This window comes from Prescottella soli (genome assembly GCF_040024445.1).
Lineage (GTDB): Bacteria > Actinomycetota > Actinomycetes > Mycobacteriales > Mycobacteriaceae > Prescottella > Prescottella soli.
The window spans coordinates 3,112,932-3,139,091 of record NZ_CP157276.1 but is presented as its reverse complement, the minus strand read 5'-3'; the positions used below and the strand labels follow the sequence as shown (position 1 = coordinate 3,139,091).

Sequence of the window (26,160 nt, the reverse complement as noted above, 5' to 3'; positions counted from 1 at the left end):
GGCACCGGCGCGGCCCTATTCGCCGGAAGCCAGCGCTGCGGCCCTGTCCATCAGCAGCTTTCGTTCCCGCTCGTTCCCGGTCAGCCGTGCCGCCGCCTCGAACTCGGCGCGGGCCTCCGTCGGCCTGCCCGCGCGGACGAGCAGTTCGGCGCGGGTGGCGGGCAGCAGCCGGTAACCGGCCAGGCGCCCGTCCGCGACGAGACCGTCGACGATCGCCAGCGCGGCGTCGGGTCCGGTCGCCATCGCGACGGCCACCGCGCGGTTGAGGTCGACGACCGGTGACGGGGCGAGGCGGCCCAGCGCCTCGTACAGGAGCACGATCCGTTCCCAGTCGGTGTCGTCGACCGACGCCGCGACGTCGTGACATTCCGCGATCGCCGCCTGCAGCCCGTACGCTCCGCGGCCGCGCCCGAGCGCGTCGGCGCGGGCCAGCGCGGTGCGTCCGCGCACGACGGCACCGCGGTCCCACCGCCGCCGGTCCTGGTCGGCGAGCAGCACCGGGTCGCCGTTCGCGTCGAGGCGCGCCGGGAAGCGGGCCGCGGTGAGTTCCATCAGCGCGACCAGACCGTGCACCTCGGGTTCGCCGGGCACGAGTTCGGCCAGGCTGCGGCCGAGGCGCAGGGCCTCGCGGCTGAGGTCGGGCCGCATCCACGCGTCGCCGGCACTCGCCGCATGCCCCTCGTTGAACACGAGATACAGCACCCCGAGAACGGCGCCGAGCCGCGCGCCGAACTCGGCACGGTCGGGCACTACGAACGGCACCTTGGCTGCGGCCAGCGTCTTCTTCGCCCGCACGATGCGCTGCTGCACCGTCGACGTCGGCACCAGGAACGCGCGCGCGATCTCCTCGCTCGACAGACCGCCGACCACCTTCAGAGTCAGTGCGACCCGCGCCTCCCGCGAGAGCACCGGGTGGCACGAGACGAACACGAGGCGGAGCACGTCGTCGTCGATACGGTCCGGGTCCCACGGCAATTCGTCGTACCCGTCGTCCGTCTCGAGCTCGTGCGCGATGGTCGCCAGTCGCTCGTCGTAGCGCTCCTGCCGGCGCCAGCCGTCGATCGCCTTGCGCTTCGCGACCGTCGTCAACCAGGCGCCGGGGTTGGCGGGCACGCCCGTCTCGGGCCACTGTGCGAGCGCGTCGGCCAGCGCCTCCTGCGCCAGGTCCTCGGCACGGCCGAAGTCGCCCACCGTCCGGGTGAGCGTGGCGACGATGCGCGCCGACTCGATGCGCCACACCGCCGTGACGGAGCGCCGCGCGGACTCCACCGGGTCCGTGCGGTGCTCCGTCGGGGAATCGCTCATGCGGTCACGCCTTGCGGCCGTCGAGCTCCTCGCGCCAGCCCTCTTCCTTCTGGACCCACTCATTGTCCTGCGGGAAGTCCTCGACACCGGTCACCCGGCGCACCTCGAGCTTCGTACCCGGGCCCAGCGGCGCCCGCTTGGCCCACTCGGCCGCCTCCTCCTTGGACGCGACCTCGAGGATCCAGAACCCGTTGAACAGTTCCTTCGTCTCCCCGTACGGCCCGTCGGTGACCAGCGGCGTCTCGCTGGAGAAGTCGACGACGAATCCTTCCTCGGCATCCGAGAGCCCCTCGCCGGCGAGCAGCACACCGGCCTTCATCATGGCCTCGTTGTACTTGCCCATGTCTTCGATGATCTGCTCGAACGGGATGTCCTTCGACGCCTCGATCGCCTCGTCGGTGACGCGCATGATCAGCATGTACTTCATGGAATCGCTCCTTCGTCCGGGTCGCGAATCGACCCTCTCACCCAGGACGTCGAACGGGAAGACGCCGGATCGACAGGTACGACGAAATTTCTTCGAGCGGCCGCTCGCACCTTGTCCTCGTGCGCGATCAACGCGTCCTCCGGGCCCGGCAGAGTCCACACCAGGACGCACAGCGAGATCGGCATGCCCGGCAGGGTCACCGGACATGGGTCGAGCCGGAAGGATCACGGCACGGTCGTTGTTGACGCCGACATGAACACCCCGGAGCACCACTCGCGCATCACCCGGGAACGCGCCGATGCCGAGCGTCGCATCGCCGCCCTGAATCGGCGTTTCCGAGAGATCGTCGAGGGCTCCGAGTTGACGACCGACGACGACGAGCACGATCCCGAAGGGTCGACCATCGCCTTCGAACGAGCGCAGGTCTCGGCGTTGTTGACAGACGCTCGACTCGAGATCGACGAATTGGACGACGCTCTCCGACGCGTCGAGGACGGCACCTACGGCGTCTGCATCCACTGCGGAAACGCGATCGCGGAGGCCCGACTCGACGCACTGCCCGCGACGCGCACGTGCATCGAGTGTTCGACCCGTAGGGGGCAGTGAGGAGGGTCGGACGGCGGGGCGGAACCACGCACTCGAAGCCGCCCACCCCAGGTCCCGGCGAGCACGGCGGCGCTCAGGCGGTCTCGGCGCCGGAACCCAGCCGGGGGAAGGGCGCCGTGGAGAACACGACCTCCACGGCGACCTCGAAGTAGGCGGCGATCCGCAACGCCAGGTGCAGGCTGGGGCTGTACTCGCCGCGTTCGAGGTAGCCCACGGTCTGATAGTGGACACCCGGCGCCTCGGCCAACTCCCGCCGCGAGACACCCCGCTCGGCGCGCAGCATCGCGATGCGCCGCCGCGGTCTCGACGTGTCGCCAGGACTCGCCGATCTCGACCGTCACCGCCTCGGACGGCAGCAGGACCGAACAAGAAGGACCCACGGCTCAAGGCGCGGCAGCGGTAGGCGGTGGTCGTCTTCACGCAGTGTGCTCGACGCAGCCCAGGCGGGTTGAACGGTGGCGGGTGCGGCGTGGCGATAGCGTCGTGTCGAGACACCTGAATGTGAGGAGAGCGCACGTGCGGTTCAGGCTGGACGATCTGTTGGCTGACGTGCCTGCCGAGCAGGTCGATGACGCTCGGAGCTTCTACGCCTCCAGGCCAGCCGGACGTGGCCCCAGCACTCTCGAGGAGTTGCGGGACGTACGGGCGAGAACGTCCACCCCTTCGCCCGCCGATCCGCCGGCGATCGAAGAGATGGTCGAAGCCACGGGAATGCGTGTGCCGGTGAGGATCTGCGCCCCCACCGACGGCCGGTCGCGGGGCGTCTACCTGGACATCCACGGCGGCGGCTTCTACATGGGCTCCGCAGCGGGAGACGACGTGCGGAACCGTGAGCTCGCAGACGCTCTCCGCATCGCCGTCGTCAGCGTCGACTACCGGCTGGCACCCGAGCACCCGTGGCCGGCCGCACCCGATGACTGTGAAGCGGCGGCGCTCTGGCTCGTCGAACACGCTGATGCCCGTTTCGGATCAACGCGACTCGTGATCGGGGGGCGATCAGCGGGGGCGACACTCGCACTGGCAACCCTGCTTCGGCTAAGGGACCGCGGAGCTGTCGGCAAGTTCACCGGCGCCGCACTGCAATTCGGCACCTACGACTCGAGCGCGCTGACTCCGGCCGGACGTCGGATCGCCGACGAGTACTTCATCCAGGCCTACGCCGGCCATGTGGAAGACCGCACCGTTCCGGACATCTCTCCTGTCTACGGCGACCTCCACGGACTTCCCCCGACGCTGCTGGTCGTCGGGGGCAAGGACGTGTTGCTGGAAGACAACCTAGCGATGGCAGGGCGACTGTCCGCCGCCGGCAACGACGTCGAGCTGCGGATCTACCCCGAGTCACCCCACGGGTTCACCGGCCACCCCACGGGGGTGGCCCGGACGGCGCTCGGCGGCGTCAATTCATGGCTGCTCGAACGGCTTTCCCGACCATAGGATCAGGATCCGACACATCCGGCCATCGCCGATGCACAGGCAACGGTGGTCGAGAGCGAGGGCATCACGCTGGTGCTCCGCCGCAGCGACACCGAGGCCCGCGGTCTCTCAACTGGTCCCGGTCGCCGGGCTCAGCTTTCGTGGTGGACGGTAATGGTGTCGTTCCGATCCCACACGGCGACAAGCAGCTGATCGGTGGGCTTGTCAGCGCCGATTGCGAAGTCGAGGGTGAGGACGCGTTCCGTCGCGGCAGGGTTGATCGTGATGCCGACGAGGACCAGGTGGTCGAGAAAGACCTCGTCGGTAACCACCTCACAGGTGTCGACGTCGAACAAGTCGCACACCATCTCTTCGGGGATGTCCTCGACATGAAACTCGCGAAACGACGACGTTGTCGACCGAGGATCGGTCAGCTCAGCAGTGAAAGCGACGAAGGCCGCAGCGACCAGGGTCTGCATATCGCGGAGAGCCGCTTCCGCCTTGTCGAGTTCGCTCTGGGTCAGAGCCTCATCACCGTGAATCCCATACCAGGCGCCCGATCCGAATCCGTGCACTCCAGCAGGTAGCACGGCACCCACCACAGAGTCGTCGCCGAAATCGAGGCGCCCTACGAACCGGCTGGTCAGTTGATTCATGATCCGATCGTGCCATCCATCAGGGACGCTCGGGACTCGTGCTGTCAGGGTGCGGCGAATCCTGCCGCGCCGAGGACCTTCTGGCCGGTCGGACCGGCAACCAGGTCTTCGAATGCCTTCGCGGTTGCCTGGTTGCCGGAATCGCTGAGCACCACGATGGGGTAGGTGTTGACCGCGCCCGACGATTCCGGGAACGCGACCGTGGTGACCTTGTCGCCGGCTCCGGCGGCGTCGGTGACGTACACCAGTCCGGCGTCGGCCTGGCCGGTGGTGACCTTGCCGAGGACGTCGGTGACCGACGATTCCTCGCTGACCGGGGACAGTGTGGTGCCGGTGGTGTCCTCGACCTTCTTCGTCGCTGCGCCGCAGGGAACCTGTGGGGCGCAGACGACCACGAGGGTGCCGGGCTTGGCGAGGTCGGCGAAGGACGCGATGTTCTTCGGATTGCCGGGCGGGGTGACGATCGTGAGCGTGTTGCTGGCGAAATCGGTCGGCGTACCGGCGGTCAGGCCGGCGTCGACCGCCTTGGTCATGTTCGCCTGATCGGCCGAGGCGAAGACATCGCCGTGGGCGCCCTGGGTCAGTTGGGACACGAGGTCGGAGGATCCGGCGAAGGTGAATTTCACGGCGGTGCCGGGGTTGTCGTGCTCGAACTGTTTGCCGAGTTCGGTGAAGGTCGCTTTGAGGGAGGCAGCCGCGAAGACGGTGATCTCGCCACCGACCGCACTGCCCGAGGCGGCGGCGGTGGTTGTCGCTGTTCCGCTCGAGTCCGAGCTCGAGCATCCGACGGCGAGGGAGGCTGCGGCCAGCGCTACCAACGCGCTGCGGAGAGCGTTCTTCACGATGTTTCTCCTCGGTTCAGTTTCCGAACGTGCGGCGTGGAGTACACCATAGGACAGCACGGGCGGGGTCAGCGCGCCATCGCCTCCGCTTTTGCGGTTTCGGTGCGATTTCGGCTGCGACGGCAGCGGGGTCGGCGTCGACGGTGACGTGCGCGCAACCGTGTCGAGGCTGCAGTGCGAGCCGACGCGCACGACCCCTGCGGCGTTCTCGAGCAGGTCGTAGTCGTTGACGTCGTTGCCGAAGTCGATGTAGGCGGTGTGCCGGACACCAGCACCGTACGGGTCATTCCGGTGTCCCTCACAGCGGAACCGATAGAGAAGTATCGACTGACCGAAGACTGAATTCAGGGGCCGCTCCGCATCGAATTTCGTTGTCGCGCTGCGATATCTTGGCTGTTCGGGCACGTTGCGCGACACCGCTGACGGTGAGTACGGTCGCCGTCAGCGAAGGGGAGTAGTTCCCACACGCCACGTGGTGGCGGATGCGGATGGTCGACACACTGGCGCCCACGGGCGCCCGGTCATCCACCGGACGCGGTGTCCGGCGAGCGAGACCTTCGGCCCGACACCATCGTTGTCGACCGAGGTCTCGCATCGCGATTGCTGTCGAGCGCGCTTCGGTCGCTGGCAAGAAGGACCCGTCATGACCACGGACACCTCGGCGCAGTCGCCCACTCGTGCCGAAGCGAATCGCCGCGCATTGACCCGGTCGTTGCTCGTCACCGCAGTGCTGATCATTCCGGCTCTGATCCTGCGCTTCGGAGGATTGCATCCGAATCCGGTTCTGGCTCTGGCGATCTACGGTGCCGCAGTTGTCGCCGCGAGCTTCCTGCTCGCGTGGGCGGCCGAGGCCGCGCAGATCGACGTCTCCGGCGGTCTGGCGATCGCGGCCCTCGCTCTGATCGCGGTGCTACCCGAGTACGCGGTCGACCTGTACTACGCGTTCACCGCCGGCAGTAACCCCGAGTACGTGCAGTACGCGGCTGCGAACATGACCGGATCGAACCGACTACTGATGGGCATCGGCTGGCCCCTCGTCGTCCTGGTCAGTCTCGCCGTCGCGAAGAAGGTCACCGGCAAGAAGGCGACTTCCCTCGCCCTCGAGCCCAGCAACCGTGTCGAACTCGGCTTCCTGCTGATCGCGGGCGTCATCGCGTTCGTCATCCCCGCGACCGGGCACATCCACCTCGTCCTCGGTGTCGCGCTACTGGCCTGGTTCGGGTTCTACCTCTACAAGCTCACCCGTGGCGATGTCGAGGAACCGGACCTGATCGGGACCGCCGCCGCGATCGGTGAGATGCCCGATCATGCCCGCCGCACCACCGTGATTGCACTGTTCGTGATGGCGGCCGGGGTGATCCTCGCCTGCGCGGAACCGTTCGCGAACAGCCTCATCGACGCCGGCACCGAACTGGCCATCGACCGGTTCCTGCTGGTGCAGTGGCTCGCCCCGCTCGCCTCCGAGGCCCCGGAGTTCATCATCGCGATCATCTTCGCCACTCGCGGCAAGGGCACCGCCGCGATCGCCACGCTGGTCTCGTCGAAGGTCAACCAGTGGACCCTGCTGGTCGGCTCACTCCCGATCGCCTACATGGCCGGTGGCGGCGGGGCGTCCCTCGCCCTCGACGGACGGCAGGTCGAGGAGGTGCTGTTGACAGCCACCCAGACCATGATGGGTGTCGCGCTGATCCTCGCGCTGCGGTTCGGCCGTTACTCCGCCTGGGCGCTGATGGCCCTGTTCCTGGTCCAGTTCCCGATCACCTCGACCCACGGCCGACTCATCCTCTGTGGCGTCTACGCCGCGATCGCGGCCGTGGCCCTCATCGTCAACCGCAAGCACCTGTGGCCGACCCTGCGTGCACCGTTCGTCGACCACGCGACCGTTCACGGCGGACCACTTCACACCAGCGAGCAACCGTTGCCCGCGAATCAGCAGCATGTCGGGTAGCCGAGATCGTTGATCCCGCTGGAAGGATCTTCACCATCCGGGGGAGAAACCTCACTTGACGATTCTCGAGTCCTGGGCGGACGATCAAGGCACTGGTAACTCCCAAAAGCGAGGAGTCAGGATGGCGTCGAGGCAGCCGGATCCTAAGCACTGACTTCGTTACCACTCAATTGGGAGTAGACAGTGAATGGTCAGGCGCGTACAACACTGCAACCAGGACTCGCGGGCTGGAACCGCACCCACTCACGTACGGGCCGACGAGTATCAGGGTGTCCAGTCGCCTATACGAGCACAGGTCCAGTATTCGGGTCGCGACTCGCATACTCAGTCGTGCGGGTGCCCTCTGCGCGCGCCTCTCCAGGAACTCGCGCACCGTCCAACAACATCAAGCGCGCCGCATTAGCTAAGTCCGGGTTTGCGGGTGGGTGCGGATAGTTCTGAGATCGAGTGCAGCACAACACCTCTGCTGATATGACCCGGTTTCGACGGTTCGCTCCATGAGCAGCCGTGCAACTAGGGGTAGGAGCCGCTGATCAATAGCCCTCGGTAGGCGGCCGCTCACACAGCGGCCCTACCTTCGATGGAGAGGAATTAATATGCGCGCCATCCAGATTGAACAGTTCGGCGATCCCGCGCAGGTGCTCCGCGTCGTCGACATCGAGGAGCCGCCGCCACCGGGTCCGCATGAGGTTCTGTTGGGCGTCGAGGTCTCGCCGTTGAACAAACATGACCTGCTGGTTGTCACCGGCATGCTGGCGCGACCGCCCCTGCCCCACGTACCAGGCGCAGAGGGGGTCGCCCGCGTGCTTGCCACTGGCGCCGAGGTCGATGGACTTCAAGTCGGCGATCTGGTCGTGATACCCCTGTATGCCGGTGCGTGGCGTGAGCGGCTCGTCGTGCCCGCCGAAGGCCTGTTCGCACTCCCCGCCGGCGGCAGCATCGAGCAGTACTCGATGCTGGGCAGCAACCCCCCGACGGCAGGGTTGATGCTCAGTGAATGCACCCCCCTGCAGCCCGGTGACTGGGTGGTTCAGAACGCCGCGAACTCCGGTGTGGGACGGTCATTGATCGCGCTGGCCAGACTTCGTGGACTGAAGACGATCAACCTGGTCCGCAACGACGCAACGTTCGCCGAGCTCACAGAGGCCGGGGCCGACGTCGTCCACGTCGACGACCCCGACGCGGTCGGCGATGTTCGAGCAGTGATCGGCGACGCGCGAGTGGCGCTGGCAGCGGAAGCCGTCGGTGGTCCGGGGGTGGCGCGGCTGCTCGAATTGCTTTCCGACGGTGGATGGTTGGTCAGCTATTCCTGGGCCAGGGACGAACCCATGTGGGTCGCCACCTCGACACTGGTCGGCAAGCACCTCACCGTCCGCGGATTCTTTATCGGCGACTTCGACTACCGCGACAAGGTCGTGCCCGTCATTCGTGAGGCGGCACCGCTGGTGGCCGACGGCGCCCTCGTTGTCCCCGTGGCGGGCGTGTACCCCCTCGAGGATATCCAGGACGCGGTGCAACATCTCCTCCGTGGCGGCAAGATCCTGCTGAAAGTGGCGGGGCGATGACGGCGACGAGCGCGCGACGCCTCGGCACGGTGCGTTGACAAGATGTTTACGTGACCAGCCGACCGGCTGAGGTTCCTCAGCCTGCATGAACACCCAACCAATCAGAGTGTCCAACGACTAAAGGCAACTCGCTGAACACAATCGGATACCTTCAGCTCTGCCAACTCACCGGACGACTCACGCCCTCGTTCATTCGCGAATGCGCCTAGCTCGGAGGAACTGAATACCGGAGGAGCGCTCGCTCATGGCGCCGTCGACCACACCCAATGTCGTTTTCATCCTCGTGGACAATTGTGGGTGGGGTGACTTCAGTTGTTACGGCGGGACCGTCCCGACGCCACGGATCGATTCGCTTGCGGCCGACGGAATGCGCTTGAACAACTACACCGTCGAGGCGCAATGCACCCCGACGCGGTCAGCGATCTTGACCGGCCGGCTGCCCGTGCGATCGGGGACCACGAAGGTGCCGCTGCCCGGCCAGGGCGATTCCGGGCTTGCGCCGTGGGAGTACACATTGGCCGAGTTGTGCTCCGACGCGGGCTACGCCACCGGCGCTTTCGGCAAGTGGCATCTGGGTGAAACGCCGGGCCGCTTGCCCACCGACCAAGGCTTCGATGAGTGGTTCGGGATCAAGAACTCCTCCGATGAAGCGGGTTATTCGTCATACACGCGCTTCGGCGAACTGGGCTATCCCGAGCCCCAGTGGTGGGAGGGCGTCAAGGACGAACCGGTAACGGCGGCCGGTGTCTTCGACCGGCAGGCCAAGGATCTGGGGGATGAGAAGATCACCGCGCGCACGGTGGACTTCATTCGGCGGCACGCCGAGGCCCAGAAGCCGTTCTTCGCGTATGCCGCACTTCTGCAGATTCATCCCCCCGTCGGCGTGCACCCGGACTTCAAGCACACATCCGGTGGGGGACTGTATGCGGATTGCCTGACCGAGATCGACTTTCGCGTCGGCGAGATTCTGGATGCGATCAACGCCGCGGGGATCGCCCAGAACACCATCGTCGTTTTCAGCAGCGACAACGCCACCAGTCCCCTCAAGTGCTCGGACGGCGGGTCGAATGGGCCGTGGCGGGGTGACTTCTTCAACCCGCCGTTCGAAGGCAGCTACCGGGTATCCGCCCTGATCCGATGGCCTGACCACATCCCCGCCGGACGACAGAGCCAGGAACTGCTCTCCGCGGTGGACTGGCTACCCACACTGGCCGGGCTGGCCGGGCAGTCACTACGGGTGCCAACCGACCGCCCCGTCGATGGTGTCGATGCCGCCGAACATTTGTTGGGTAAGCAGGACACCTCGGGGAGGGATGCGGTCCTGTATTTCGGTCTCGACGGCCGGCTGATGTCGGTGAAGTGGAAGAACTTCAAGGTCGTTTTCCGCAAGTCCGACGCCATCGGTGAACCAATCACCGACGTACAGCTCCCGATGGTATTCAACCTCATCGGAGATCCCGGGGAGCGCTTCAATCTCTGGGAGGTGTCAATGGACATGGGCTGGGTGATGCGCCCGGTATTGGAACAGATCGCGCAATTTCAGCAGAGCGTGGCCGAGTACCCCAACATCGCGACAGGCGAAGACTTCAAGGGCTATACATCACCGCCGTGACGGAATCGCCTGGCCGCCGTCGGGAGTGCGGCCAGTCTGCTACGGCCGCTAAAGTAACGCTGCTCCGCCGCTGTTCAACTAGCTCGCGAGGCCAGCAGAGCGAGCTGTCGGCTCCGGATCTACTTGTCCAATTGTCCTGAGACTTTCAAGATCTTCCATGACACTTGTCCCCGAACTTCCGTGCGAAGATGTCCGTTTCCACAGACCGCTTCGAGATCGCTCCGAGAGGTTGCTATCCGTTGGCGATTGCCCCTGCTATTTCGCGCGCGAGGGCGCGTTCACCGTCTGTATTCGGATGAACCGGTACCGGCTGCGCGGAGTAGACCAGTGGCTCGATCCACCTCTCTCCCAATGGCTTACAACCGTCGTGCCCTTCCGACACCTGAGCCGTGGCGACGAACGCCGTGCCCGTTTCGGTGGCCGCTCGCGCGATCGCGTCGTTGAGCGTGGCCTGGAGGTCACGCAGATACGGGACGTCGCCCGGTGCAATCGGATACTGCGGGAAGCAGCCGTCGGCCGCCGGCAGCAGCCACGGATATCCGACAACGATCACGTGGGCTCGCGGCGCGCGGGCATGGACGTCGTCGAGAGCCTGGACGAGAGCCGGGTAGGTCTGGCTGACAATCGGTTCGGACAGGCTCGCGCCGTATCGGGACTTGCACGGCTCAAACGCGCCGGGACTCGCCGCGAAGGCAGCGACGCAGGTTGCCATTGCGCCGACGAAGGTGTTGTTGTTGTTCCCGCCGATCATGACGGTCACAAGCTCGGTCGACGGGGACAGCGCGTCGAGTTGGGGCCGCATGCCCGAATACTGTGGCCGGTAGAAGTCTTCGGTCTTGGCGCCGCCGCAGCTGACGTCGGTGAGTCGATAGCCTGATTCCGCAGCAATGATGTGCGCAAAGTTCTGTTCGGACTGCCAACACTGGGGCAGCTGTCCGGACGCCATCGGAGCGACGCCCGATCCCGCGCTGAAGCTGTCGCCGAGATTCACATACTCGATACCGCGGGGAAACGCGGCGGCCGGCGCCGCCAGGGCGACAGCGTGAGTCGCCATCCCTGAAGCGGCGGCAATCGCGGCCGCCATCGCCTTCAATCGTCTGCCTGTGGTTCTTGGTGCCATTGTGTGTCTCTCCCATTCGGATCCGATCTGCCGGGACGACTGATCGGATGGACTCGCGCGCACCGGCTGCCACCCCAGATGATGACCGCATACGGCACACAACGTTCTGATCGCAACGCCTGAGGGAACTGGTCGAGCTGGACTGCTACTCCACTATCTCGATCCGCAGAGTGAGGGGACGATCAGCGGACGACGGGCCGACCTGAAGGTCGTACGACCCGGGTCGGTGAGCCCACGATCGGCGGCTCTCGTCCCAGATTTCGAAGGCCCGGCGCGGCAGCGTGATCGTCGCGGTGGCGGTGGCGCCGGGCGATGCCTCGACGGTCGCGAAGCCTACGAGCGCCCTGGCCGGCCGCCCCGCCTCCGCATCGACCGGGGCGAGATAGACCTGCACGACCTCGCGGCCGCGACGAGATCCGGTGTTGCGGACAGTCACGCTGATGGCGTCGCCGTCCCGCTCGACGCCCTCGTACGCCCAGCTCGTGTAGCCGAGGCCGTGCCCGAACGGGTACGCGGGCACGGCGTCGGACCGATCCCACGCGCGGTAGCCGATGAACAAGTCCTCGGTGTAGACGAGCTTGCCGTCGACGGGCGTGACGTCGGTGACCGGACAGTCCGCGAGCGTGGCCGGCCAGGTCGTCGGCAGCCGGCCGCCGGGCTCAGCAAGCCCGACCAGCACGTCGGCGAGTGCGGCGCCGGCCTCCTGCCCGGGGAACCAGCTCAGCAACACAGCCGCAACGTCGTTGCGCCACGGCATCTCCACCGGCGAACCCGCATTGACGACGACGACGGTCCGCGGGTTGGCGGCTGCGACGCGTGCCACCAATTCGTCCTGACGCCCCGGCAGGTTCAGCGTGGTGCGATCGAAGCCCTCCGACTCCACCTGTTCCGTGGTGGCGACGACGACGACGGCGACGTCGGCCTGCTTCGCGGCCTCCACCGCCTCGGCCATCAGCTGCTCCGGGTCCTGCTGCGGCTCGCGGTGTCCGAGACTGAAACTGACGATGTCGATGGGCGAGCCCTCCATCTTCACCGGCGTGTGCTTCAGGACCACCTCGACGGGTGTCCCGGCAGCCAGTTCGACGGCGCCGCGATCCTTCGGCGCACCGAAGAACAGCTCGAAGGGATCTGTGCTCTCGAGCGCCTGGTCGCCCTCGAACAGGGTCTCGTCCCCGACCGTCAGGGTGAACTGTCCGAGACCCTTGGTGCCGAAGCGGTGCGAGCCGCTCGCGCGCGGCGTGAAGGTGCCGAGCACCTCGATCGTGTGCAGCGCCGCGTAATCGATGCCTTCGGGGAGGGTGCCCATCCACGTGACCATGCCGCTGGGCAGGTCAAGTTCGCGGAGCAGTGTTCCGTCGGCGTCGTAGCACCGGGCGCGCAGCTCAAATCCCCTTTCGGCCGCGCCCATCTCGTCGCTCAGAGTCGCGCCGACGCTGTAACTGAGCGCCCCTTCGGGCAGCGCGGCCGTCAGCCCGTCGAGCGGGGAGATCACGGACTCGGGGAAGACCATCGCAGAACCGCCGCCGAGGACGCGGGCGTCACGGGCAGCTAGTCCGATCAGGGCGACAGTGGTGTCGGCCGCGTCGATCGGCAGGACCGGCGCATCCCCGCGTGCGTCATTGCGTGCGAGGACGAAGGAACGGCGCGCGATGTCGCGCGTGAGCGCACGACCGTCGACCGCGGCGGGGAACTCGGTCACCGCGGCAGGTGCGCCCTCGAGCACGCCTGCCCTCGCCGCCAGCAGCAGGACGCGGCGCACGGCGTCGTCGACCACCGACTCGTCGACCTCGCCGCGATCGACCGCCGCGGCCAGCAGCTCGCCGTAGATGGAGCGAGGGCCGGGCATCGCGATGTCGAGACCGCCCAGAATCGCGCCCACGGTCGAGCGCGTCCCCATCCAGTCGGAGACCACGCAACCGTCGAATCCCCACTCGCCGCGGAGTATCCCGTTCAGCAGCTCGTCGTGCTCGCTCATCGTGGTGCCGTTGACGCTGTTGTAAGCGGACATGATCGCCCACGGTCGGGCATCCCTGACGATCGTTTCGAAGGGGGCGAGGTAGAGCTCGCGCAGTGCATTCGGGGAGACGATGTTGTCGACGAAGAAGCGGTCGGTCTCGGCATCATTGGCCACGAAGTGCTTGACAGTGGTGCCGACTCCCCCGGACTGCACACCGCGAACGTAGGCGGACCCGATTGCACCGGTGAGGAACGGGTCCTCGGAATAGGCCTCGAAGTGCCGGCCGCCGACCGGCGTGCGGTGCATGTTCACGGTCGGGGCGAGCAGCAGGTGCACGCCCTTGCGGCGCGCCTCCTGCGCGAGCAGCACTCCCGCCCGGGCGACCAGTTCCGGATCCCAAGTCGCGGCCATAGCGGTGGGCGAGGGCAGCAGGATGGACGGGTCGTCGGGGCTCCAGAACACTCCGCGCACGCCGACCGGCCCGTCGGACATCACCAGGGAGTCGAGTCCGATCTCGGGGAGGGCGGGCAGCGACCACATGTCTTGCCCCTGGAGGAGGCGGGTCTTCGCATCCAGGTCGAGCTTGACGAGCGCCGATTCGACGGCCTCGAGTGTAGCTTCGTTCTCCATCATCAATTCCTCGTCGTCGAACGGTCACGGCAACCGCCGATCCGGCACCATCAGCGTGAAACTGTTTGGCGAACCGATCAATTCGCCGATATCGGCGCGGATGCTGCCGGCGGGGTGCAAGAAGCGCCGAGCCCCCGATCTCGCGATCGCACGACGCGGGGGTTGCGGTGTGGCGGCAGGGTGGCGCCGCGGCGGTTCGATACTGACACGATCGCCTAATTAGAGATAGGTGTTGATATACGACCGTTACATTTCTCGCCGAGAGACTGCAGGACGACAGCGCCGGCGAGGCTCCGAGGAGGAATGAAGTCACACTCGGCAGATGCCTGGTGCGGCAATCTCAGCGACGCACGTCGCGTCGAACACCCCTCAATGAGAGGTACGCACCAGCTGTAGTTCCCTAGTGCCGGGCGGCGTCGTCCCCGGTACGGTCACCGGCGGCGAGCAGGGCTACGAAGTCGCGGAAGGCGGCGGGCATGTCCACGTCGTCGGGAGCGAGGAGCCACTGGATCTGCAGGCCGTCCATGACGGCGACCAACAGCGGTGCCGCCTGTTCCGGCTCGAGCCCGCCGGGCAGCCGGTCGCCGAATTCCCTCCGCAGCAAATCGGCGAACACCTCGCGGGCACCGGCATAACGCTCGGTGAAGAACTCCCGCGCCGGATGCGCACCGATTGCACTCTCCGCCGCCAGCGCGGTGAAAGTCTGTACGACACCGGGGCGTTCGGCGTTGTACTCCACGACCTGCTCGAGGTGCGACAGGTCGGCATTCGCCGCCCCCGCGAGGACTGCCGCCACATCCCACCGGTCACGAGCCTCGAGAACACCGATCAGGAGGTGCTCCTTGCTGGGAAAGTAGTGCAGAACGCCCGGCTGGGTCAGTCCGACGCGCTCCGCCACCGCGCCGAGCGTCGTTGCCCGATAGCCCCGCTCGGCGATCACGGTCATCGCCGCGTCGAGGATGGCCTCGCGCCGCGCTTCGGCCTTGGCTGCCCGACCGCCCCGCTGTCGCTCCGTCACAAGACGAGCCTAACGACGGAGGCATTCGACCTGTCGGGTGGCTGGCGAGCGCAAAAATTATAACGATAAAGTCACAAACCCTAATCCGAGCTAAGCGAACCGCCTATCCTCTCGATCCATGACAAGTCGCTTGCGTCAATGTCTCGTCGTCCTCGTGACCGCGATCACGGCAATGGTCGCGTCGGGTGTCACGGCGCAAGCCGGTGGAATCCCTGCGTCGGCCGCGGGGCCCACCAGCACCGTCGAATCCACGTTCTCAGCGCCCGGACCGTGGGAAGTGGCTAAAGAGAAGGGGTTCAGCTGCTGCGACTCCTCCGGCAACCGGTTCGACATCTGGTACCCCACCGACCTCGGTGCGAACGGGGTCCGGCACCCGATCATCACTTGGGGCGACGGCACGTTTGCGCATCCCTACCAGTACGACTACCTGCTCTCGCATCTGGCATCCTGGGGTTTCGTGGTGGTAGCACCCGACAACACCAACACCGGTTCCGGCCAGGAGATGCTGGAAGCAGTCGACTTCCTCGTTCACCAGAACAGTGACCCGTCGAGCATCTTCTACCAGAAACTGGACACCGACAACATCGGTGCGATGGGACACTCCCAGGGCGCGGTCGGCACCCTCAACGCCGCCATCCGTGCCGGCGGCACCATCAGGACCGCGGTCCCGATCGAACTCCCGGGCCAGTACATGTGCACGCTCGGCCTACCGAAGCCGGAGGGAATGACCATTTGCACGGACCCCCGGCAACTCACCACCGGCTCGGTCCTCTATGTCAACGGCTCCGGCAGCCCCATCTCGCCGTCCACCCAGCCGCTCCCCTGGGAGCAGATCGGACCGCAGTCCGCCGAGGGCTACTACGGCGCCACCCCGGACTCGGTGGAGAAGGCGCGGGCGACTCTGAACGGCCCGAACCACAACGATATTCAGGGCCAGCCCGGCTGCCCCCCGAACGACCCGGGCTGCGTCAGCGGTGTGCAGGGGTTCCTCGGCGTTCTCACCGCCTGGAACATGGACAAACTGCGCGGCGATGCGCACGCACACAGCGCCTTCGTCTCCGGGACCGGTGAGCTCTTCAGCCAGACCACGTGGAGCAACCAGGCGAGCAACATCACCGGCTGATACCGGACGCGTCAGTGTTGCCGGCGCCGGAGATCGGCGAAACCACATGATGCCGCGGGCGGATGTGGCCCAGATCTGCGCACCGAAACCCCCGCGTGCGCACCAACCCAAATCTGACCCGCGCCGCCACCGGGACATCGAAGTCCGGGGCCTCCGTCCCGGGCGGACGCAAGATCTTGATGTTCCTCGGCGCCGCGAGCCGAGACCCGCGCCGATCCGAGTCCGGCCCAGTGGGCGACATTCATATCCTGCTCCCAGCCATGTCCCAAGAGTGGGGCAGGCCGTTCGGAAGTCAGAAGTTGGCCGATGGCCGTGACGAACCCGCGTCGAGCTCGGCCCGGTTCACCGTGACCAGTAGCGCCAACGAGTCGGCGATACGGGCGCAGAATGCCTCGGCGTCGACAAGTCCATTCGTGAGGCCACGCACAATGGTGACGGCAACCAAGAGGTCGAAGGCAGTGTCGGCGGCCGCGGTGATCGCCTCGATGGAACGGCCGGGGAAGGCAGCGGCCACCCGTTCCGTGAGGGCCACTCGCGCAGGATGCTCGGATCTGCGGACGAGACGCTCGTAGGCGCCGTCATCGTGGTGGTAGGCGGACAGCAGGCCGGGGATGGCCGCACGGGTGGCAGGTTCCGCGATCTGGGTGAGGAACCACCCTGTCCACGTAAGCAAGTCGTCGCGCAGGTTCGCGGTGGTGGCGGGCAAGGAGGCATCCTGAATGCCGAAAACCGCGTCCTCGATGATCGATTCCTTTGTCGCCCATCGGCGGTAGATCGCCGACGTGCCCACCCCCGCGCGGCGGGCGATCGCAGTGATGGTCGTCTTCTGGTATCCGGTCTCGACCAGCAGTTCGCGGGTTGCAGCGAGGATGGAACGGTCCACGTTGGGGTCACGCGGACGCCCCACACCGACTGCGCTGGTCCGGCGATCGCTGCGTTCGTTCACAAATCCGGACAGTACCGGACGAGTTTCACCGAAACCATTACGTTGCGGAGCGCTCCGCAATAGATTCCGAGTAGGTCAGTCAGCCATCCACCGAAAGGACGACATCCGATGATCACCCCGCACGACGAATTGCTCATCCACCAGCTCCCCACCACCCTCGACCACGTCTCGCAGAGCGACCTGCGCTGGACCGAGCGCATCGTGATGTACGGCTTCGACAAGTCCGGCGAGATCAGCATCATGACCGGCCTGGCGAAGTACCCGAACCGCAACGTGCTCGACGCCTACGCGATGGTCACCCGCAAGGGCGAACGGGCCCGCGTCGTCCGGATGTCCACCGAGCTGAACCCCCAGACCGGAGCCCTGAACGCGTGGAGCGTCGGGCCGTACACGTACGAAATCGTCGAGCCGCTGCGCAAGGTGCGCTCCACCGTCGAGTCCAACGAGCACGGCCTGAGCCTGCAACTCGACTTCACCGGCGACTTCCCGGTCTACGAGCAGACCGCGGCCTTCCACCGCAGCCGCGGCCGGGTCCGCGAGGACGCCCGCCGCTTCTACCAGAACGGCACCATCACCGGCTGGATCGAGATCGACGGCGAGCGCATCGAGATCGACCCCGACAGCTGGTGGTTCGGCCGCGACCACTCGTGGGGCGTGCGCCACGGCGGCGGTGGCGGCAGCCTGCCCGAGGGCGGCAACATGCAGCCCTCGGAGGTGCCCGCCGGCGTCTTCTACTACATGGGCATCTTCCAGTTCGACGACGAGGTGGTGCACTTCGCGCAGCGCGAGACGCACACCGGGGAGCGCTGGCAGTTCGAGGGCGAGGTGCTGTTCCCGATCGACTCGGGCAAGGACCCGCTGCCGATCATCGACGTCGAGCACGACCTGGACTTCCGCGACGACCTCCGCGTCGTCAAGTCCGGCACGTTCACGGTGCACCGCGCCGACCGCTCGACCGACGTCATCGAGGTCAAGCCCGTGTGCGACTTCTGGCCGGGCCTGGCCGGCTACGACGAGTACAACGGCTACGCGTCGGGCATGTACCGCGGCAAGGACTTCAGCGACAGCTTCGACGTCGACATCACCGACGTCGACGAGATCCGCAAGGTGAGCATGCTCAGCGAGACCCTCTGCGAGGTCCGGATGGGCGACAAGGTCGGGCACGGACTGGTGGAGATGGTGTTCATGGGCGTGAACCCGCGCTACGGCTACACCGACTGGAGCGCCAACCGGTCCGGCGTGAACAATGGCTGAGCGAGTCGCGCCGGAGGATCTGGCGGACGCCCTCGAACCAATTGTCCAGCAGCGCATTCCGGGCGCACAGGACGCGAAGATCGTCAACTGGAAGCGAACCGAGCGCGGGTTCTCCACCGAGACCTACCTGTTCGACCTCGAGGGCGCCGAACACGAGTCGGCCGGGTACGTCTTCCGGCGCCCGCCCGAGGTCTCGCTGTTCCCCGACTACGACCTGCGGCGCCAGTTCCTGGTCACGGAGCGGCTCGCACCGACCGCTCTCCCGGTCCCCGCCGTCAGGTGGATCGACGCCGGCGACAACCCGCTCGGCACCCCGTACTACGTGATGGACCGCATCGGAAATGCCGAGGCGCCCAGCGACTTCCCTTCCTACCACACCGCCGGCAACTACTTCGATGCCGACGAGCAGGGCCGAGCGAGGATGTGGTGGGAGTGCGTGGAGACGATGGCGCGGGTGCATCTCCTGGACCCCGACGAGCTCCGACTCGGGTTCCTGGCGATGCCCAAGTTCGGGGACAAGCCGGTCGAGCAGATCGTGAACTACCTCGACTGGGCCGTGCGCTGGGCGGCGCCGGAGCTGCCCCCGGTCATGGACCGGGCCCTGGCCTGGCTCCGTGAGAACGTCTACGAACCGGAACATGTGACGCTGGTGTGGGGCGACGCCCGCATGTCGAACATCCTGTACACGCCGGACCTTTCGGTCGCCGGCGTACTCGACTGGGAGATGGCGTATGTGGGCGACCACGAGGCCGACCTGGCCTGGGTGCTGTTCCTGGACTGGGCCTGCAGCGAGTACGAGGGACACCCGAGCCTGCCCGGAACCCCGACGCGGGAGGAGACCGTCGCCCGCTACGAGGAACTGACCGGCTGGAAGGTGCAGAACCTGCGGTACAACGAGGTACTCGCCGCGGTGCTGCTCTCGGTGCCCTTGCTGCGTCTCTCCACGCATCTGCAGCTCGGCGAGAACGTGAGCATCACCGGCTTCTGCATGCACCGCCTCGAACAGCTACTCGCTGACGTCTGAAACCATGTAAGCCGTTGTGCACGTTCTCCGATGCGCGGCTGATGGTCGAGGGCACCGTGTACCCGACCGACGCGGAATCGTGTGGCGTGACGCACCGGAGGGTGTTCGGTGGCAGACGATCTGGACCGTCGGCATTGATGCCGTCCCGCGGGACGAATGGTCATTCGAGACGAAGGGTTCCATTCTGGCCGAGGTTCGTCGATTCGTCAGCCTCCTGGGGTGCGCGCCCCAGGAGGCTAGCCAGAAGGGCGGATCTTGATGAAGCGCACCCACACGAAGCCATCGATCGGCCAGTCGAGCATCCGCTGGAGACCGGCATCGTCACCGTCACGCGCCACCTCAACGCGCAGAAGTCTTCCGAGTCGATGAACTAACCACGCGCAAGCGTGCGTGCAATGTGGCCGGGTTCCTCATTATCGAGAACGAGGAACCGGCCCGGCAATTCATGGCCTGGAACACACCACGCACCTCCTAAGAAAGAACACCTCGTTGAATACCCATCAGGCAGCACGCGGCAACCGTAAGAAGATGATCGTGCATGCAGGTGAATCGGATGTGGCGCCGACCGCAATGCTCGAACGGCTCACACTGCTACTGGACGCGTTCAACGACACCAGGAGTATGACTCTCGCCCAGATCGTCGATCGGACAGGGCTGCCACGATCATCGGCGCACCGAATGCTCGGACGACTCGTCGACATGCAATGGCTGCACCGCCATGGGCATGAATACCAGCTGGGTACCCGACTGATCGAGCTCGGCTCAATCGCACTCCACCAGAACTCCCTCCGCAGCGCTGCAGCTCCAATTCTCCAGGAACTGCACCGCTCAACCGGCTACCTGATACACCTCGGTGTACTCGATGGCAAAGACGCGCTGTACCTCGACAAAATCGGGGGTCGACTCACCACAGAATTACCCACTCGCGTCGGCCAGCGCTATCCAGCCCACACCTCTGCACTTGGCAGAGTCTTGCTCGCACACCCGCCGAACGATTCCGGCAACACTGCTCGGCTGGATCCTGGCCTGCGGAGAATCCGCGAAGCTGGCGTCGCATACGAACTCAGAAGGGCCGGCAGCATCGCAACGATTGCAGCCCCGATCGGTCGAGCGGGCAGCGTTGTTGCAGCCCTGTCGATTTGCGGACCTTCGACACACCTCGAGTTCGATCATCGGCATGCCGCACCGGTTCGCGCGGCAGCCAGTGCCATCATGCAAACCCTCAACGGACACCGAGGAATCGCTGCCCCGATCCCCCTGGGCAGTCGAGCACGGGCGACGGACACCACGAACCCCAATCACTATCTGCGGTTCGCATGATCCATGCTCATTGAACCGCCAGGATGCAGGTTCAGGAAAAGATCAAATAGCGTTCCAATCGTGCTTCAGGAAAGTAGTCGAGGCGACTCACGCGAGCTTTGGCACACCATCGCGAGGCAGTCGCCGCGCAGCACCCTTAAAGCGGCTCTTCCGACTTGATGGGGGTCTGGCATGACCGACCTGGATCGTGTCGGTGATTGATTGAGGGCTCGCGCCCTTGTTAACTGGGTATTCTCTACGCATCCAGCATCAGCAAAGGCGCGCGCATGCCCCGCGATAGTTCACGCCTGCTCGGGCTCGACGGCATCACCGTCGCCTGCACCCGTCAGTCACGATGGGCGCCATCCAGGGCCAGAAACTGCTAAATCGCAAGAGCCGGTTAGGCGTCCGGCCTGTCGCGCGACAGCCTGAAGCGTCGTCGTGGATGCTGACGACGCGGTAGGGGAAGTCGGACACGCTCGCACCGCGCAGGTGAACCGAAGACAATAGTAGGCCGCGAAGAAGAAGGGCGACTTGATTATGGGAATCTTCTTGAAGATCACTTATGATTCACAAGGAGGGAAGACGGCAGAAAAGGCCACTATAAACCAGGACATCCTGGACGACGTTCTCAATAGCCTGAATGACTACGCCTGGCAGGATCGAATTGCTCCCCAATTGCGGAACCTTGACGCCCAGTTCAGCCACATTGCACTCGGCCTGATCCTGCGGTTCTATCACAAGATCAATGTCGAGAAGGGCAACCTGAGGTCGCTTGCTCGGTATATCAAGAAGGACGACAAGCTTCTGGTCGATCAGATGCTCGTCGTAGACGAGTATGAGGATCTATCGGAAGGGGAGACGAGGGCACAGCTTTGCGACGATATCGTGAGTCATCTCGAGCAAGCCCTCATGAGGTACAGGGGCCGCTTCCAAGACTTTGATGCCGTTGCGTTCATTCCGTTGCTCAGAGAGAGATTTGAAGAGATCAAGCAGCAAGGAAATCGCTAGCCGCCGTGACCAACACCGCCCGTGACGTGATGATCGAAGCCGCCGCCCGAGCAACGTACGAGGACGCCGTCGTCGACGCCTCGACCTGGCTCGACCGGGAAGGATTGGGGGCTAGGCAGATTGGGGGCTGGGCAGGAAGTGTGGCGAGAGGCCGTGATCACTGTCGTCGACGCGATCCTCGCCGAGCCGATCGTCTACCTCGCGAATCCGGCGACGTTCCGCCCGCGGCTCTCAGACGTACTCAGCGAAGCACTTCGCGACGCCGGACTGTCGGTGACCGTCAAGACGCTCCGGGAGATCCCCGGCGACAAGCTGCCGTCCGGCGTCCACGACCCCGGCACTCATGATCGGGCCCCTGGCCCGCGAGCACACCGTCTCGGTCGCCTTCACCGACGTGGATCGCAGCGCCCTGCGCCCGCTGTTTGGTGACGGCCCGCCACGCAGCGCCCGGTCCTGCGCCAGCGCTGCGCCAACCTTCCCCGCAAACGACAGATGAGGAAGAAGAACCGATGAACGACCTGCACCTGCCCGCCTGCGGACTGTTCAGCAAGTGGGGATTCCACGACGGCGGCGTTGTCTGGGAGTGGATCGGCGACGCCGAGGACTCCGGACTCGTCGAGCCGAATCAGCTCGACGTCGACACCCACACGGTGCTGATCCAGCTCGTGACCGAGCACCTGCTGCCTCTGTTGCCCGGGCCGTTCACGACCTGCCACATCGACACCATCCACAACCCGATCCGTGTCGCCACCTGGCGCGGTGAGCAATGGGACGACTACGCCGAGAACGCGCCCCCCGAGGTCGCCGACATCACGGTGACCGTTCCCGGCCGGCTCGTGCTGCGGGCGCTCGTCGAGCACCTGGACGGCCCGGTCCCGGACGAGGTGATGCGCGCGCTGCTCGGCCTGCCCGACGTCCGCCATCTTCTATCGAGGTCGATTTGCAGCGAAGATTGACAGGACGCGCCCGTGCACTTCGACCGTGGTCGGGCATGTCGGACGCGCCTGTCAATGTAGGTGTGTCACCGAACCCAGAGGCAAGTCGTCGCATCCGTCAGGATGTGAGCATGGAACACGCGCAAACGCACGCGGACCGGATCGCCGAGATCCTGACCGGCCTCGACCGACTACGAGCAGCCGATCTGAAGACCACTGTCGTCTCGCTCGGCGATCGCGAGGTCATCGGCTACAGCTGCCGCATCCACGGGGCAGCCGTGCATCGCTACGAGCTCGCTGCTCCCGCGGACCCCGCCGCGCTCGCGGCATTCGAGAACCGACTCGGCGTCGGACTTCCGGCCGACTACCGCGCGTGGATCACCCGGGTGGGCGACGGCGGAGCCGGACCGATGCTCGGGCTGTTCCCGCTGGCGCAGGAGGCCGAGGACGCCGCGATCGACTACGCCTCGAACTTCCCCTTCACCGCCGAGCGACCCTGCGCGCCCGCCGCCGAGGACTCCGAGTTCCAGTGGTCGGAGAACATCCGCATGATCCACCGCGGTGCGACCTTCCTCGCGAACGAGGGAGACGGCATGTACAACCTTCTGATCCTGCGCGGCCCGGCCGCGGGGCAGGTGTGGTGGCACAGCTACGAGCACGCCGCCGCGCTGCCGGTGCTCCACCCCGACACCCGCGAACCGCTGACGTTCCTCGACTGGTACGAACTCTGGCTCGCCCGCGCCCTCGATCCGGACGTGGACGAGGTGGGGAGCTTTGCCGAGTTCGCCAATCACGGCACGAACCACGCCTGAGGTGTCGCCTTCCCGCCCTTCAGCGCGGTTGCGACGACGATCGCCGGGTGTCCTTCGTGCTGGTCCATGGGCGCTCGTCGTTGGATCTGGCCGAGTGTGGCCCTCAATGGGGCGCCCCATATGCCGACCGATGACCGGTGCATCCTGATAGCCGGCCATTGACCGGGACTCGCTGATCTGGGTATCCGCGGTCTAGTGTCGATCCCGAGCCTGGGCGCTGAACGGAGCGTAGGACGTAGCCCCTTCGCATCCTGCCTAGTTGATCCAGCGACGCGTTTCGCTAATCATCGCCGCATCTCGACAATGCGTTAGCATCTGTAGGTTCCGGATCAACTTGTCCAACGTTCCTGCGACTTTCAAGATCTTCCACGAGAAATGTCCCGCAGATTCCGGCCGCAGATGTCCATTCCCTCCGATCCTGGCTATTCAGGTGCCCAAGGTCACGGTCTCGACCACCTGAAGAGTGATCGTTGCCGGACCTTCACCGGACTAGGGCCCTCTGAACTGGTGAACGTTGGCGGAGCAGCAGGCGATAGCGGTCGGGAGGACATGCACCGGCTGCGGAGCTTTCTCGCGTCGTTCACAGTCCTGCACAGAGACCTAGGCGAGGAGGATCTCCAACCGGCGCAAGGGTATTGATTCCGCTGACGATTGACGGATTCGGCGGTTGTTCAGCCGAGTCGGCTGCCCGATTCACCTTGCCCCAGGCCGCACCCGATGACCGGTAGCGTCCGGCCAGGGGCCGCGTGCGTTGGCCGCGACGCAGGTGATCCGCCACCCGTCGGAATCGGTGAGGCAGAGCTGCGCACCGGGATGCGGGCATTCACGGCGGATGATCACCCGCATCCCGTCCGTCCGGTCCTGCGGTCCGGGGCGGGTGGCGCCGGTCGGGTCCGGCATCCACGCGCTCAGCTCCGCGAGATGCGAAATCCCGAGACTAGGCGATCGCTCCAGCGGCCGCGGCCGCGACCGTGTCTAGTGCCGGGTAGATGGGGTACTCGACGCCTGAGAGGTACTGGACGGTGCGAACCACCTGGCAGGAGTAGCCGAACTCGTTGTCGTACCAGACGTACAAGATGGCGGTGTCGCCGTCGACGATCGCGGCGTTCGCGTCGACGATGCACGCCGCACGCGAGCCGATGAAGTCGCTCGACACGGCGTCGGTTGCTGAGGTGTAGTCGAGGTTCCGGCTCAACGCTCCGGTGAGCGATTCCTGGTGAAGGTGCTCCAGCACTTCTTCTTTGGTCGTCTCGCGACCGAGCTGAAGGTTGAGGATCGCGACGGACACATCCGGCGTGGGCACGCGGATCGAGTTGCCGGTGATCTTGGCCTTCAGGTCGGGAAGCGCCTTCGCAATCGCGGAGGCCGCGCCCGTCTCGGTGAGGACGAGGTTGAACGGCGCCGATCGGCCACGCCGGTCGGCCTTGTGGTAATTGTCCAGCAGGTTCTGGTCGTTGGTGAACGAGTGCACGGTCTCGACGTGGCCCCGCACTACACCGAACTCGTCGTCCATGGTCTTCAGCGGCGGCACGATGGCATTCGTGGTGCATGACGCACACGACACGATGCGTTCGTCCGGATCGATGTCACGGTGATTGACGCCGTGCACGATGTTGGGCACGTCACCCTTTCCGGGCGCGGTCAAGACCACCTTCGCCACACCGGGGCGCAGGTGCTGCGACAGCCCGTCGCGGTCACGCCAGATACCGGTGTTGTCGATCAGGATCGCATTGTCGATGCCGTACTCGGTGTAGTCGACACTCGTCGGATCGTTGCTGTAGATGAACTTGATGACGTTGCCGTTGGCGATGAGCGTGTCGTTCTCCTCGTCGACCTTGATCGTGCCGTTGAACTGGCCGTGCACGGAGTCGCGGCGCAGCAGTGATGCGCGCTTGACCAGGTCGTCCTTGCCACCCTTCCGGACCACCACGGCACGCAGGTTCAAGCCGTTGCCCGAGCCGGCCTTCTCGATGAGCAGTCGCGTGACGAGTCGACCGATACGCCCGAATCCGTAGAGGACGACATCCTGGGGCTGCGCGGGGCTCGCCTGGGCACCACCGACCAGGTCGGCGAGGCTCTCCGCGACGAACTCGGGGATCGGCATTCCGCCACCGTGGGCCTGGTAGGCGCTCACCAACAGGCCGAGGTCGATCTTCGACGGCCGCAGATCGAGGTCGGTCAGCGCCTCGAGGAACGGGAACGTCTCCTCGACGGACAACTCGTCGCCACGGATCTGTCGGGCGAAGCGATGGGTCCGCAGGATCTTGATGACCGACCTGTTCACCAGCGAGCGACTGTGCAGCAGGATGGTCACCGAATGCCTGCGGTGCAGGCCGCCGATGATCGGGATCATCGCTTCCGCGAGAGCTTCCTCGGAGTTCCAATGGGTAAGTTCCGTTGTGCTCACTGCGTTCCTCTGGCTTCCTTGCTCATTGGCGTGCTCGTAGGTCGGACGCCGGACTGGATGAGACGCACGTCATACACCATGTTCCGGAGAGCGACGTGCGCACCACCAAGCATATGGAAGCGCATCCTCGCGGCTACAAGCACCAGGCATCAGGCACGCAACGGTTGCCGCTGCCGCTGCCGCTGTTGGGGAGATGCAGGAAGACCTGCGAGACACGCCGTTGCACTTCGACGAGTCTCGGCCGTGCCGT

Annotated in this window: 23 protein-coding genes; 13 read left to right on the top strand and 10 right to left on the bottom strand. The window is 65.7% G+C overall.

Annotation, left to right across the window (positions count from 1 at the left end; all coding sequences use genetic code 11):
- Nucleotides 1-15: 15 nt before the first annotated feature.
- Nucleotides 16-1,305 carry an RNA polymerase sigma factor gene (locus tag ABI214_RS14655; RefSeq protein WP_348603254.1) on the bottom strand — a complete coding sequence of 430 codons (1,290 nt, stop codon included), beginning with the start codon at nt 1,303-1,305 and terminating at the stop codon, nt 16-18.
- 4 nt (nt 1,306-1,309) lie between these two features.
- A complete protein-coding gene (locus ABI214_RS14650) occupies nt 1,310-1,732 on the bottom strand; it encodes a YciI family protein (protein ID WP_348603253.1) in 423 nt (140 codons plus the stop codon).
- A gap of 252 nt (nt 1,733-1,984) precedes the next feature.
- Here ABI214_RS14650 and ABI214_RS14645 point away from each other — a divergent pair, with 252 nt between their 5' ends.
- Entirely contained in the window at nt 1,985-2,338 is a 354-nt protein-coding gene (locus tag ABI214_RS14645) for a TraR/DksA family transcriptional regulator (protein ID WP_348611651.1), read from the top strand.
- 73 nt (nt 2,339-2,411) lie between these two features.
- On the opposite strand, the gene ABI214_RS14640 is transcribed toward ABI214_RS14645, so the two are convergent.
- Nucleotides 2,412-2,621 carry a helix-turn-helix transcriptional regulator gene (locus ABI214_RS14640; protein WP_348603252.1) on the bottom strand — a complete coding sequence of 70 codons (210 nt, stop codon included), beginning with the start codon at nt 2,619-2,621 and terminating at the stop codon, nt 2,412-2,414.
- Between the two features lie 233 nt (nt 2,622-2,854).
- On the opposite strand from ABI214_RS14640, the gene ABI214_RS14635 reads away from it, so the two are divergent.
- Nucleotides 2,855-3,772, top strand: a complete 918-nt coding sequence (locus tag ABI214_RS14635) for an alpha/beta hydrolase (RefSeq protein ID WP_348611648.1) — start codon at nt 2,855-2,857, stop codon at nt 3,770-3,772.
- A 131-nt stretch (nt 3,773-3,903) separates the two neighbouring features.
- Here ABI214_RS14635 and ABI214_RS14630 read toward each other — a convergent pair whose 3' ends face one another.
- Entirely contained in the window at nt 3,904-4,407 is a 504-nt protein-coding gene (locus ABI214_RS14630; protein ID WP_348603251.1) for a DUF2004 domain-containing protein, read from the bottom strand.
- A 44-nt stretch (nt 4,408-4,451) separates the two neighbouring features.
- Entirely contained in the window at nt 4,452-5,249 is a 798-nt protein-coding gene (gene modA, locus ABI214_RS14625; RefSeq protein ID WP_348603250.1) for a molybdate ABC transporter substrate-binding protein, read from the bottom strand.
- 643 nt (nt 5,250-5,892) lie between these two features.
- On the opposite strand from modA, the gene ABI214_RS14620 reads away from it, so the two are divergent.
- The 3 genes from ABI214_RS14620 to ABI214_RS14610 all read left to right on the top strand — a co-directional run bounded on the left by ABI214_RS14620 (nt 5,893) and on the right by ABI214_RS14610 (nt 10,374).
- Nucleotides 5,893-7,197, top strand: coding sequence for a sodium:proton exchanger (locus ABI214_RS14620; RefSeq protein ID WP_348603249.1), 1,305 nt, complete (start codon nt 5,893-5,895; stop codon nt 7,195-7,197).
- Between the two features lie 596 nt (nt 7,198-7,793).
- Nucleotides 7,794-8,762 carry a zinc-dependent alcohol dehydrogenase family protein gene (locus ABI214_RS14615; RefSeq protein WP_348603248.1) on the top strand — a complete coding sequence of 323 codons (969 nt, stop codon included), beginning with the start codon at nt 7,794-7,796 and terminating at the stop codon, nt 8,760-8,762.
- Between the two features lie 244 nt (nt 8,763-9,006).
- Entirely contained in the window at nt 9,007-10,374 is a 1,368-nt protein-coding gene (locus ABI214_RS14610) for an arylsulfatase (RefSeq protein WP_348603247.1), read from the top strand.
- 232 nt (nt 10,375-10,606) lie between these two features.
- Here the strand turns inward: ABI214_RS14610 and ABI214_RS14605 are convergent, their stop codons facing one another.
- The 3 genes from ABI214_RS14605 to ABI214_RS14595 all read right to left on the bottom strand — a co-directional run bounded on the left by ABI214_RS14605 (nt 10,607) and on the right by ABI214_RS14595 (nt 15,099).
- Nucleotides 10,607-11,458, bottom strand: coding sequence for an SGNH/GDSL hydrolase family protein (locus ABI214_RS14605; RefSeq protein WP_348603246.1), 852 nt, complete (start codon nt 11,456-11,458; stop codon nt 10,607-10,609).
- A 181-nt stretch (nt 11,459-11,639) separates the two neighbouring features.
- A complete protein-coding gene (locus ABI214_RS14600; RefSeq protein ID WP_348603245.1) occupies nt 11,640-14,084 on the bottom strand; it encodes a beta-glucosidase family protein in 2,445 nt (814 codons plus the stop codon).
- 397 nt (nt 14,085-14,481) lie between these two features.
- Nucleotides 14,482-15,099, bottom strand: a complete 618-nt coding sequence (locus tag ABI214_RS14595) for a TetR/AcrR family transcriptional regulator (protein WP_348603244.1) — start codon at nt 15,097-15,099, stop codon at nt 14,482-14,484.
- 118 nt (nt 15,100-15,217) lie between these two features.
- Between ABI214_RS14595 and ABI214_RS14590 the strand changes: the two genes are divergently transcribed.
- Nucleotides 15,218-16,222 carry a hypothetical protein gene (locus tag ABI214_RS14590; protein WP_348603243.1) on the top strand — a complete coding sequence of 335 codons (1,005 nt, stop codon included), beginning with the start codon at nt 15,218-15,220 and terminating at the stop codon, nt 16,220-16,222.
- Between the two features lie 292 nt (nt 16,223-16,514).
- Here the strand turns inward: ABI214_RS14590 and ABI214_RS14585 are convergent, their stop codons facing one another.
- Nucleotides 16,515-17,228, bottom strand: coding sequence for a TetR/AcrR family transcriptional regulator (locus ABI214_RS14585; RefSeq protein ID WP_348603242.1), 714 nt, complete (start codon nt 17,226-17,228; stop codon nt 16,515-16,517).
- A gap of 48 nt (nt 17,229-17,276) precedes the next feature.
- Here ABI214_RS14585 and ABI214_RS14580 point away from each other — a divergent pair, with 48 nt between their 5' ends.
- From ABI214_RS14580 to ABI214_RS14550, 7 genes are all read left to right on the top strand, one after another.
- Nucleotides 17,277-18,422 (top strand): hypothetical protein, encoded by a 1,146-nt coding sequence (locus tag ABI214_RS14580; protein WP_348603241.1) that lies wholly within the window; start codon nt 17,277-17,279, stop codon nt 18,420-18,422.
- The gene (locus tag ABI214_RS14575) at nt 18,415-19,446 is read left to right on the top strand and encodes a phosphotransferase family protein (protein WP_348603240.1); all 1,032 of its coding nucleotides are present in this window, start codon (nt 18,415-18,417) and stop codon (nt 19,444-19,446) included. The genes ABI214_RS14580 and ABI214_RS14575 overlap by 8 nt, the downstream gene beginning before the upstream one ends.
- A gap of 528 nt (nt 19,447-19,974) precedes the next feature.
- A complete protein-coding gene (locus ABI214_RS14570; RefSeq protein WP_348603239.1) occupies nt 19,975-20,766 on the top strand; it encodes an IclR family transcriptional regulator in 792 nt (263 codons plus the stop codon).
- A gap of 519 nt (nt 20,767-21,285) precedes the next feature.
- Nucleotides 21,286-21,756 (top strand): hypothetical protein, encoded by a 471-nt coding sequence (locus tag ABI214_RS14565; RefSeq protein ID WP_348603238.1) that lies wholly within the window; start codon nt 21,286-21,288, stop codon nt 21,754-21,756.
- 153 nt (nt 21,757-21,909) lie between these two features.
- Nucleotides 21,910-22,185 (top strand): hypothetical protein, encoded by a 276-nt coding sequence (locus ABI214_RS14560; protein ID WP_348603237.1) that lies wholly within the window; start codon nt 21,910-21,912, stop codon nt 22,183-22,185.
- 80 nt (nt 22,186-22,265) lie between these two features.
- On the top strand, nt 22,266-22,712 hold the full coding sequence (locus tag ABI214_RS14555) for a hypothetical protein (protein WP_348603236.1): 447 nt from the start codon (nt 22,266-22,268) through the stop codon (nt 22,710-22,712).
- Nucleotides 22,713-22,822: 110 nt separating this feature from the next.
- Complete coding sequence (locus ABI214_RS14550) at nt 22,823-23,503, top strand: SMI1/KNR4 family protein (RefSeq protein ID WP_348603235.1); 681 nt, start codon at nt 22,823-22,825, stop codon at nt 23,501-23,503.
- A gap of 937 nt (nt 23,504-24,440) precedes the next feature.
- On the opposite strand, the gene ABI214_RS14545 is transcribed toward ABI214_RS14550, so the two are convergent.
- On the bottom strand, nt 24,441-25,910 hold the full coding sequence (locus ABI214_RS14545; RefSeq protein WP_348603234.1) for a glyceraldehyde-3-phosphate dehydrogenase: 1,470 nt from the start codon (nt 25,908-25,910) through the stop codon (nt 24,441-24,443).
- Nucleotides 25,911-26,160: the final 250 nt, after the last annotated feature.

Bases quoted from the DNA above. Each gene is read 5' to 3' on its own strand.
- ABI214_RS14655 (WP_348603254.1), bottom strand. From the start codon at position 1,305: ATGAGCGATTCCCCGACGGAGCACCGCACGGACCCGGTGGAGTCCGCG.
- ABI214_RS14650 (WP_348603253.1), bottom strand. From the start codon at position 1,732: ATGAAGTACATGCTGATCATGCGCGTCACCGACGAGGCGATCGAGGCG.
- ABI214_RS14645 (WP_348611651.1), top strand. From the start codon at position 1,985: ATGAACACCCCGGAGCACCACTCGCGCATCACCCGGGAACGCGCCGAT.
- ABI214_RS14640 (WP_348603252.1), bottom strand. From the start codon at position 2,621: ATGCTGCGCGCCGAGCGGGGTGTCTCGCGGCGGGAGTTGGCCGAGGCG.
- ABI214_RS14630 (WP_348603251.1), bottom strand. From the start codon at position 4,407: ATGAATCAACTGACCAGCCGGTTCGTAGGGCGCCTCGATTTCGGCGAC.
- ABI214_RS14620 (WP_348603249.1), top strand. From the start codon at position 5,893: ATGACCACGGACACCTCGGCGCAGTCGCCCACTCGTGCCGAAGCGAAT.
- ABI214_RS14615 (WP_348603248.1), top strand. From the start codon at position 7,794: ATGCGCGCCATCCAGATTGAACAGTTCGGCGATCCCGCGCAGGTGCTC.
- ABI214_RS14610 (WP_348603247.1), top strand. From the start codon at position 9,007: ATGGCGCCGTCGACCACACCCAATGTCGTTTTCATCCTCGTGGACAAT.
- ABI214_RS14605 (WP_348603246.1), bottom strand. From the start codon at position 11,458: ATGGCGGCCGCGATTGCCGCCGCTTCAGGGATGGCGACTCACGCTGTC.
- ABI214_RS14600 (WP_348603245.1), bottom strand. From the start codon at position 14,084: ATGATGGAGAACGAAGCTACACTCGAGGCCGTCGAATCGGCGCTCGTC.
- ABI214_RS14590 (WP_348603243.1), top strand. From the start codon at position 15,218: ATGACAAGTCGCTTGCGTCAATGTCTCGTCGTCCTCGTGACCGCGATC.
- ABI214_RS14580 (WP_348603241.1), top strand. From the start codon at position 17,277: ATGATCACCCCGCACGACGAATTGCTCATCCACCAGCTCCCCACCACC.
- ABI214_RS14575 (WP_348603240.1), top strand. From the start codon at position 18,415: ATGGCTGAGCGAGTCGCGCCGGAGGATCTGGCGGACGCCCTCGAACCA.
- ABI214_RS14570 (WP_348603239.1), top strand. From the start codon at position 19,975: ATGATCGTGCATGCAGGTGAATCGGATGTGGCGCCGACCGCAATGCTC.
- ABI214_RS14565 (WP_348603238.1), top strand. From the start codon at position 21,286: ATGGGAATCTTCTTGAAGATCACTTATGATTCACAAGGAGGGAAGACG.
- ABI214_RS14555 (WP_348603236.1), top strand. From the start codon at position 22,266: ATGAACGACCTGCACCTGCCCGCCTGCGGACTGTTCAGCAAGTGGGGA.
- ABI214_RS14550 (WP_348603235.1), top strand. From the start codon at position 22,823: ATGGAACACGCGCAAACGCACGCGGACCGGATCGCCGAGATCCTGACC.